The 7,248-nt window shown below is 65.1% G+C and carries 8 protein-coding genes and 1 pseudogene; 2 read left to right on the top strand and 7 right to left on the bottom strand.

Annotated elements, in window-relative coordinates; all coding sequences use genetic code 11:
• The first annotated feature begins 38 nt into the window (after positions 1-38).
• Together AC5J09_RS11985 and AC5J09_RS11990 are read left to right on the top strand one after the other, a co-directional pair.
• Complete coding sequence (locus AC5J09_RS11985; RefSeq protein WP_324764296.1) at positions 39-383, top strand: hypothetical protein; 345 nt, start codon at positions 39-41, stop codon at positions 381-383.
• Between the two features lie 39 nt (positions 384-422).
• Complete coding sequence (locus AC5J09_RS11990; protein ID WP_033046178.1) at positions 423-614, top strand: hypothetical protein; 192 nt, start codon at positions 423-425, stop codon at positions 612-614.
• 82 nt (positions 615-696) lie between these two features.
• Here AC5J09_RS11990 and AC5J09_RS11995 read toward each other — a convergent pair whose 3' ends face one another.
• The 7 genes and pseudogenes from AC5J09_RS11995 to AC5J09_RS12025 all read right to left on the bottom strand — a co-directional run.
• A complete protein-coding gene (locus tag AC5J09_RS11995) occupies positions 697-1,476 on the bottom strand; it encodes a TIGR04290 family methyltransferase (protein ID WP_100672524.1) in 780 nt (259 codons plus the stop codon).
• A 2-nt stretch (positions 1,477-1,478) separates the two neighbouring features.
• Positions 1,479-2,519, bottom strand: coding sequence for a UDP-glucuronic acid decarboxylase family protein (locus AC5J09_RS12000; RefSeq protein ID WP_275599676.1), 1,041 nt, complete (start codon positions 2,517-2,519; stop codon positions 1,479-1,481).
• A 19-nt stretch (positions 2,520-2,538) separates the two neighbouring features.
• On the bottom strand, positions 2,539-3,657 hold the full coding sequence (locus AC5J09_RS12005) for a CgeB family protein (protein ID WP_275599677.1): 1,119 nt from the start codon (positions 3,655-3,657) through the stop codon (positions 2,539-2,541).
• Positions 3,654-4,739 (bottom strand): CgeB family protein, encoded by a 1,086-nt coding sequence (locus AC5J09_RS12010; RefSeq protein WP_494297653.1) that lies wholly within the window; start codon positions 4,737-4,739, stop codon positions 3,654-3,656. Before AC5J09_RS12010 ends, AC5J09_RS12005 begins: the two co-directional genes overlap by 4 nt.
• On the bottom strand, positions 4,736-5,866 hold the full coding sequence (locus tag AC5J09_RS12015) for a CgeB family protein (RefSeq protein WP_494297654.1): 1,131 nt from the start codon (positions 5,864-5,866) through the stop codon (positions 4,736-4,738). Before AC5J09_RS12015 ends, AC5J09_RS12010 begins: the two co-directional genes overlap by 4 nt.
• 4 nt (positions 5,867-5,870) lie before the next feature.
• On the bottom strand, positions 5,871-7,022 hold the full coding sequence (locus AC5J09_RS12020) for a glycosyltransferase family 4 protein (RefSeq protein ID WP_275600086.1): 1,152 nt from the start codon (positions 7,020-7,022) through the stop codon (positions 5,871-5,873).
• Positions 7,019-7,248 (bottom strand): annotated as a pseudogene (locus tag AC5J09_RS12025) (CDP-paratose 2-epimerase); the annotation flags it as partial. The gene AC5J09_RS12020 and the pseudogene AC5J09_RS12025, both read right to left, overlap by 4 nt.

Raw genomic sequence — 7,248 nt, forward strand, 5'->3', positions numbered from 1 at the left:
TGAAAGCCGGTTGAGTCGCGAAGCGGAAAGGAGCGACCATGTCCAAGCCGGCAAGCAATTCTGCGCAGGTGCGCGGCGACATCCAGCATGGAAGGACGGGCGACAAGAGGCGCGGCTTCGACCCCGCGGCGGCGCCGCTCGAGACCGATGACGAAGCAGGCGGTATGCCGCCCGGCAGTGAAGCGGTCCGAAACGCCAGGGCCGGGCAGGCCGCGGGGAGGCCGGCCGATACCTCTACCGAGTACAACGACGCGATGCGGCCGCTTGCAGCGGCGGAAACCGCCGCACCGACCAGGCAACGGCTGGGGCTGAGCCTGGCCATCATAGCCATGGCCGTCGTGATAGGCGCCTTGATCTACGCCGGCGGGCTTCTCTCGCCGTGAAAGCGGTTCTTCAAACAAGCGAATCGAAGGAGTCTCCAAATGCCTGACCGTCGACGCCCATCGAAAGATCCTCTATCGGAACTGGCCGCTCGCGAGGAAGCCATGTATTTGCGGCGCTCGTCGACGCGCTTTCTCGAATGTGCGATTCATCTCTGCGTGACGCACATGACGCTTCAGGAAGTCGCCGACCTGCTCGAGAAGGAAGCTGCGCAGCTTCGCCGCTTCGGATGAGGTCCGTGAGCGACGGACCGTCAACGCCAAGGCGACGGTGAATTGCCCCTCTGGCCTGCAGGCCGGAGGTTCGCCGCAGCCACTAGTTCCCGATATCTTCTGAATTTCCGAGGATCCTCAAGGTGGGCTCGTCCAGATACGGGCGCTCGCCGCGCCGCAGGAGATAGACTTCCCGCTCGGGATTGGCTTCGATGACGAAGCCGGCGCTTCGCAGCATCGCTTCGACGCCGGCGCGGTTGGGGATGAACCAGTTGGTGGGGTCATCCGCGAAGCGGTGTTCGACGAAGAACAGCTTCGGATAGTCGGGCCGGTCGAAGATCTCCCATTCCCGGAAATCGTAATCACCCTTGAGAGTTGCCACGGATTCCGACCCGCGCTGCATACACTGGAAGAGCATCTGGTCGCCGACGACATGCTCGTAGAGGAGGTCGAGTGCCAGCAGCGGATGGCGCAGGTGATAGAGAACGCCCATGAAGATGACCAGATCGAACCTCTCGCGCAGCCGTGCCGCGTCGTAGACCGACATCAGCCTGTACTCGATGTCGACCCCCGCCTGCTCCGCGGCAAACTTCGCCTGCCGCAGATAGTGCGGGTCCGAGTCGATGCCGAGTACACGTCCGGCATTGCGGCGTTTCATCTCCTGCGCGTAGAACCCTGCATTGCAGCCGATGTCGAGGACGCTCCTTCCTTCGAGGTCCTCCGGCACCACATGCCTGAAGGCCTTCCATTTCACCGCGGGATAGTCGCCGAGGAAGTGACCGGGTGCCGTCTCGATGCCTCCGATCCGCATGTTGTGGAACCAGGGACCGAGCGCCGCAATCTCTTGCGCGATGACCGTTCGGTCTTTCGTCTGCTGAACCATGATCACAGATCCTGAGTGACGACGGAAAGTTGCGGCTGGCGCCGGGTGCGGCCGGACCGGCGTTCAGCGCGGCTTTCGGCAAGTGCGCTCTGGAACCAGGCGATCGTATGGGCCAACCCGTCCTCCAGAGGAACTTTCGGCTCCCAGCCGAGAAGCTTCCTGGCGCGCGCGATATCGGGACGGCGACGCTGCGGATCGTCCGCCGGCAGCGGCTCATGGACGATCGTCGAGGCCGTCTCGATCCTGGAGAGGACCAGCTCCGCAAGTTCGATGACGGTGAATTCTCCGGGATTGCCGAGGTTCACCGGCACGGCAGGGTTCTCCTCGCGGTTCATCAGCCGGATCAGTCCGTCCACGAGATCGGATACGTAGCAGAAGGAGCGCGTCTGCTCGCCACTGCCGTAAACGGTGAGCGGCTCGTTTCTCAGCGCCTGGACGATGAAGTTCGACACGATGCGGCCGTCATTGGGGCGCATATGCGGACCGTAGGTATTGAAGATGCGGGCGACCCGCGTGTCGACGCTTCCCGCCCTCAGACTGTCGAAGCACAGGGCTTCGGCCGCGCGTTTGCCTTCGTCGTAGCAGGCCCGCGGCCCGGTGCAATTGACGTGGCCCCAGTAGTTCTCCTGCTGCGGATGCTCCTCGGGATCGCCGTAGATCTCGCTTGTGGAGGCCTGCAACAGCGTGGCCCCGTGCCTTTCGGCAAGCCGGAGGAGGTTTCCCGTCCCGGTCACGCTTGTCATCATCGTGTGAATGGGATCGGCCTGGTAGGAGGGCGGCGAGGCGGGGCAGGCCAGATTGTAGATCTGGTCGAGCGGTTCATCGATGTCGATCTCGTCGCAGACGTCCTGTTCCACCATTGCGAAATAGGGGTCGTCCTGCAGACCGACGAGATTGGCAGGGGAGCCGGTGAGATAGCTGTCGAGGCAGATCACCCGGTTGCCGGAGCCTAGAAGTGCTGTACAGAGGTGCGACCCGACAAAGCCGGCGCCGCCGGCAACCAGGATGATCTTTCCTCGGCTTGCTTTGTTTCTTTTAGCCATCGGCCGTTCTCCTTTCGGGTTAAACCGGAAGCCGCCGCTCGGAACGCCTTGTGGCGAGACCGGTCCTGGCGGCGACGCTTTCGATTGCCTCGACAAAGGTCCGTGCGCGCGCCGCGGAACTGTGCGCGGCGGCGACGCGTCGATAGGCGCAATCGGCAAGTGCTTTGCGTTGTTCTTCGTCGAGCCGGGTCAATGCCGTGACGACATCGCTGCTGTTTCGCGCGATGATCACGGCCTCGCCGGCCGGGAAGAAGCTTTCGATTCCCTCCCACCAGTCGCTGATGAGCGGCGTGCGGCACGCGGCGGCCTCGAAGAGGCGAACGCTCGGGGACCAGCCGGCGGCCACCATGTCGGCCCGTGTTACGTTCAGGGTGAATCGCTGGCGGCTGTAGAATTCGGCATGTTGGCCGGGCGGCAGATGTTCGATGCGCGCGACGTTTTCCGGCCAGTCGATGTCCTCAGGATAGCTCGGTCCGGCCACGACGAAGCGCATGTGCGGCAAGCGCCGCGCCGGCTCGATCAACAGGCGTTCGAGCGCGGGTTGCCTGTCGGGGCTGAAGGTGCCGAGATAGCCGAGGTCCCACTCGGTGGCCGCACCGGTATCGCGATAGGCGTCGAGGTCGACGGCGCAATAGAGGGGCACCGGCCGCCGCGCCGAGAACTCGTCCCGCAGCCGGTCGAGCGTTCTGCCGCCGGAGAAGGAAAAATAAATGTCGAAGTCCGCAACCTGTCTTCGCGCGAGAAACTCCTCGTCGCCGCGCTCGAGCTTGGCGAGCGTCACGGGCGTGTCGATGTCGTAGAAGCACAGGCGTTTCGGTGCGAGATCCGCGACCGCGTCGATGACCTCCACGCCATCAGGCACGTAGGAGCCGATGACGACGGCATCCGCGCCGGCCAGCCTGTGCGCATGCCTGGAGACGAGTTCGTCCGGGTTCGCGTAGAACAGGAGGTCGCAGAAATCCGGCGCGGCCAGATCGCGGTTGCTCGCATACCAGGGCACGTCCCGTTCCAGGAACGTCACCTTGTGCCCGGCAGCGTCGAGCGCGCGAAGCAAAGCGCGATAGGTGGTCGCATGACCGTTGCCCCACGAGGAGGACAGCGAGAGACCGAGAATGACGATGTCGAGCGGTCGCTTCATTCGGCAGCCTCCATGCGGCGCGCCTGCCGCAGGACGCGGTCCACCTCCTCGGCACGGTGCGCATAGGTATGCTCGGCGAGAACGCGGCGGAGCGCCCGCTCGCCGATCTCCCGGGCGCCGGCCGCCGTCAGCTGCTGCATCAGTTCGGCGACGTCGCGGCCGTCTCTGGCGACCAGCACTTCTTCTCCGGGTTTCAGGAAGAGCTCGATGCCCTCCCAGTAGTCGGTGATCAGGCAGGCGCCGGCGCCCGCGGCCTCGAAGACGCGGGTTGCCGGCGAGAAGCCGTTTTCGGCCATGCTGGCGCGTGAAATATTCAGGACGGCATTCGGCGTCGTGTTGAAGGCATTGTGGTCGGCGGTCGGTACGTGCCCGATATAGGCGACATTCGGGGACAGAGACTTATCGTGCCATCCGGATCCGCCGAGCAGGAAACGCCGTTGCCAGAGCTTTTGCGCCGGCTCGAGGAAGAAGGCCTCCACGCGCTCCTCCCGGTCCGGCAGGCGGTTGCCGAGAAAGGCGAGATCGGCGGCAAAGCGCGGATCCGGCGGCACCGGGTGGTGTGTCTCGGGATCGACGGCATTGTAGATCGGAACGCAATCGCGGGCGCCCAGCGCGCGATAGGCTTCGACCACGGGATCGCCGCCGCCATAGGTCAGCACGAGATCCAGGGAGGAAAGCGCGTGGCGAAGCGGGTGGTCGGGCGCGGCCCTGAGATCGGCCAGAGTGGCGGGTGCATCGACATCCCAGAAGATTTTCAGCGCCGCCGGGCCTGCCGCGGCCATCACCTCGGCGAGCAGCAGTTCGTCCTCGAAGCCGACGCCGCTTGCCTTGACGACGATGTCCGCCTTGGCTGCTTCCCGCGCCACTCGCTTCAACGCCTCGACGGTCCCGTCATAGACGACGACCCTGCACCAGGAGGGCGGATCGATATCGCGGTGCTTTTGCCGATCGTAGACATCGGGCTCGTAGAACGTGATTTGATATCCCCGTTCGGCAAGCGCCCGGAGCAGGCCGCGATAGTAGGTGGCCGCGCCGTTCCAGTAGGCCGAAACGAGACTCGATCCGTAAAATGCCAGCCTCATACCTCGACCTCCTCCGAAATGATCTGTCGCGCGCCGGAGCGTGGCCTGTAGGAGGCCACGATGGCGAGAAGCTCGTCGACGCGATGGCTGCATGTGTGGCGCGCCCGGATCGTCTCCAACCCAGAGGCGGTCATCTCCGCGGCGAAGTCCGGTTCGGCGAGCAACTGGCGCAAAAGGCGCGTCATTTCCTTGCCGTCCTTGGCCAGGCAAAAATCCCTGCCCGGCCGGAAAAGCCCTTCGGCATCGGTCCAAGGCGCCGAAATCAGCGGAATGCCGCAGGCAAGCGCCTCGAAGACGCGGATCGTCGGTATGCCCGGAAGGGCCTCGACATAAGGCCGGCGCGGAATGTGCACGGTGACCCGATGCTCGGCGAAAGCCCGCGGAACGGCGGCATTGGCGAGCCAGCCGCCATAGTCGGCTTTCGCGGACCGTAAAGCCCTGAGCGCGGTCTCGGGATATCGCACGCCGCGGACGGTGGTCCTGAGCTTCAGCTTTTTCGCCGGTTCGACCAGGAAGGACATGATCTCGCTGCTGCGCTCGTCGTCGCCCCAATTGCCGATCCAGATGAGTTCGCCCCGCTTTTCCACGTCCGGCATCGGGTGGAACAGCGAGGTATCCGCAGCCTCGTGCCAGGTATGGACATGCCTTCCCCAGCCCGCCTGCAGATAACGCTCCCGCAGCGCCTCACCGAAGGCCAGAACGAAGTCGTATCCGGAAAGGTCGAGCCGGGCGATGTCCCGCTCGGCGCTGACGGCGCGGTGATGGGTATCGTGGAAAGCGAGCGTGAAGCGGCCGCCGTTCAGGCGAATACGGCCGAGCTCGGCCACGAGAGCGGGATCGGTCCACTCATGCACGATAACCATATCGGCCTCGCGGGCCGCCGCTTCATGCTCGAAATCGGTCCCGTAGATCCCGACGCTCAAATCGGGGAAGGTCTTGTGGAAGGCAGCGATCGCTGCGTTACCCTGATCTGCGACGAGATTGCGCCGGCTCCAGGAATCGCCGGGCTCGAGCGCTACGGCCTCGTGGCCGCGCCGGATGAGTTCGCGCATGACGCCGCGTAGAAAATGCGCATTGCCGTGGTTCCAGTCGGACACCAATGAGTGGGTGTAGAAGAGAAATCGCATCCGCTCACTCCGCTGCCGTCAATCGATCGGACCCGCTCATCACGCGCCGGTAGGCGGCGAGCACCGCGTCGCGCTGAGCCTCGACCGTGAAATCGCCTGAGCGCAGCTGCGCCCGCCGCCCGAGGTCGGCCCTGAGCCCTTCATCCTCCGTCAGCCGGTTGACGGCTTCGGCAAAGGCGGCGGGATCACGGGGGTCGGCGAAAAGGGCAACGCCCTCCCAGAGCTCGCGATAGGTCTCGATGTCGGCGAGGACCAGTGCAGCGCCTGCACGCGCGGCTTCCAGCGCCACCAGCCCGAAGGGTTCGTAGACCGATGGAGAGACGACGATCGCGGCCTTCGACATCAGCGTCATCGTCCGGTCGTGGCTGAGTTCGCCTTCGTGATCGGCATGCATGATCACCAGGTGCTGCCCGGTAGGGCCGTCGCAGGCGCCGGCCATCACGACCGGCCAGCCTATGTCGGCGGCGGCCCTGTCGAGCACGGCGCCGTTCTTGCCTTCGTCCCACCAGCGACCGGCGGCAAAGACGAAGTTTTCCTTGGTGCTGACGGAGCATGCGTTCCGGCTCGCATTGTAGACGACTGCGAGATCGGGGATTGGGCCGTAAGTGCGCGTCAGGGTCGCGGCATGGCTTCGGCTCGGCGCGAGCACCAGGTCGGCGCGGTCGAATCCCAACCGGTTCAATCGCTTCTGCCAGGCCCAGGCTTCCGGCAAACCAGACCCGCGCACCGCAGCGAACCAGGAGGCGACGCAGGAATGCGACATGGTGACGAGCGGTAGTTCCGCCGTTATCCGAGCCGCCTGGGACGGCAGGTTGAGATGGAGGAGATCGACGGAATGCCGGAGCGCAAGTTCGGACAGGAGGTGCGGCACGCGGTCGAGCTCGCTCTCGTCTTCGACCATCCAGTCGAGCGGCTGAGCCGTCCATTCGAGCCGGCCGATGCTGTTCGCCTCGCGCCGTTGCTCCGGGGAAGGTTGCGGGCCGAGGCCGACGATCAGCGGCTCCACGCCGCAATCGCGCATGGCCGCGGCGAGATCCATCGCATAGCGCCAGACGCCGCCGACGGCATCGACGGTCATCAACACCCGCCGCGGCAGTGGGCCCGGGGCCCTGCGGCGGCCGTCAAATCGAGCGGCGGAAACGGCGGGAAGGCTCATGCGGTGACCCTCCGCGGTTGGCGCCGGATCCTGCTGACCGCACCCCGATCGTCGTGAAGCCAGGCGTAGAGGTCGCGCAAGCCCTCGCGCCAGGGCATTGCGGCCTTCCAGCCAAGCGCATCGGCGATCGCGCGCGTATCGGCGACGAAGTACAATTGGTCGCCCGCGCGCCAATCGCTTTTTGCCCTCGAGAGCGCGCGGCCGGTCAGAAGCTCGATCTCGCTCA

It is taken from the genome of Sinorhizobium sp., from assembly GCF_059070375.1.

What these genes read in the sequence shown, in the direction of transcription:
- AC5J09_RS12000 (WP_275599676.1), bottom strand. Translation starts at nt 2,519, where the DNA reads ATGGCTAAAAGAAACAAAGCAAGCCGAGGAAAGATCATCCTGGTTGCC.
- AC5J09_RS11985 (WP_324764296.1), top strand. Translation starts at nt 39, where the DNA reads ATGTCCAAGCCGGCAAGCAATTCTGCGCAGGTGCGCGGCGACATCCAG.
- AC5J09_RS12015 (WP_494297654.1), bottom strand. Translation starts at nt 5,866, where the DNA reads ATGCGATTTCTCTTCTACACCCACTCATTGGTGTCCGACTGGAACCAC.
- AC5J09_RS12020 (WP_275600086.1), bottom strand. Translation starts at nt 7,022, where the DNA reads ATGAGCCTTCCCGCCGTTTCCGCCGCTCGATTTGACGGCCGCCGCAGG.
- AC5J09_RS11990 (WP_033046178.1), top strand. Translation starts at nt 423, where the DNA reads ATGCCTGACCGTCGACGCCCATCGAAAGATCCTCTATCGGAACTGGCC.
- AC5J09_RS11995 (WP_100672524.1), bottom strand. Translation starts at nt 1,476, where the DNA reads ATGGTTCAGCAGACGAAAGACCGAACGGTCATCGCGCAAGAGATTGCG.
- AC5J09_RS12010 (WP_494297653.1), bottom strand. Translation starts at nt 4,739, where the DNA reads ATGAGGCTGGCATTTTACGGATCGAGTCTCGTTTCGGCCTACTGGAAC.
- AC5J09_RS12005 (WP_275599677.1), bottom strand. Translation starts at nt 3,657, where the DNA reads ATGAAGCGACCGCTCGACATCGTCATTCTCGGTCTCTCGCTGTCCTCC.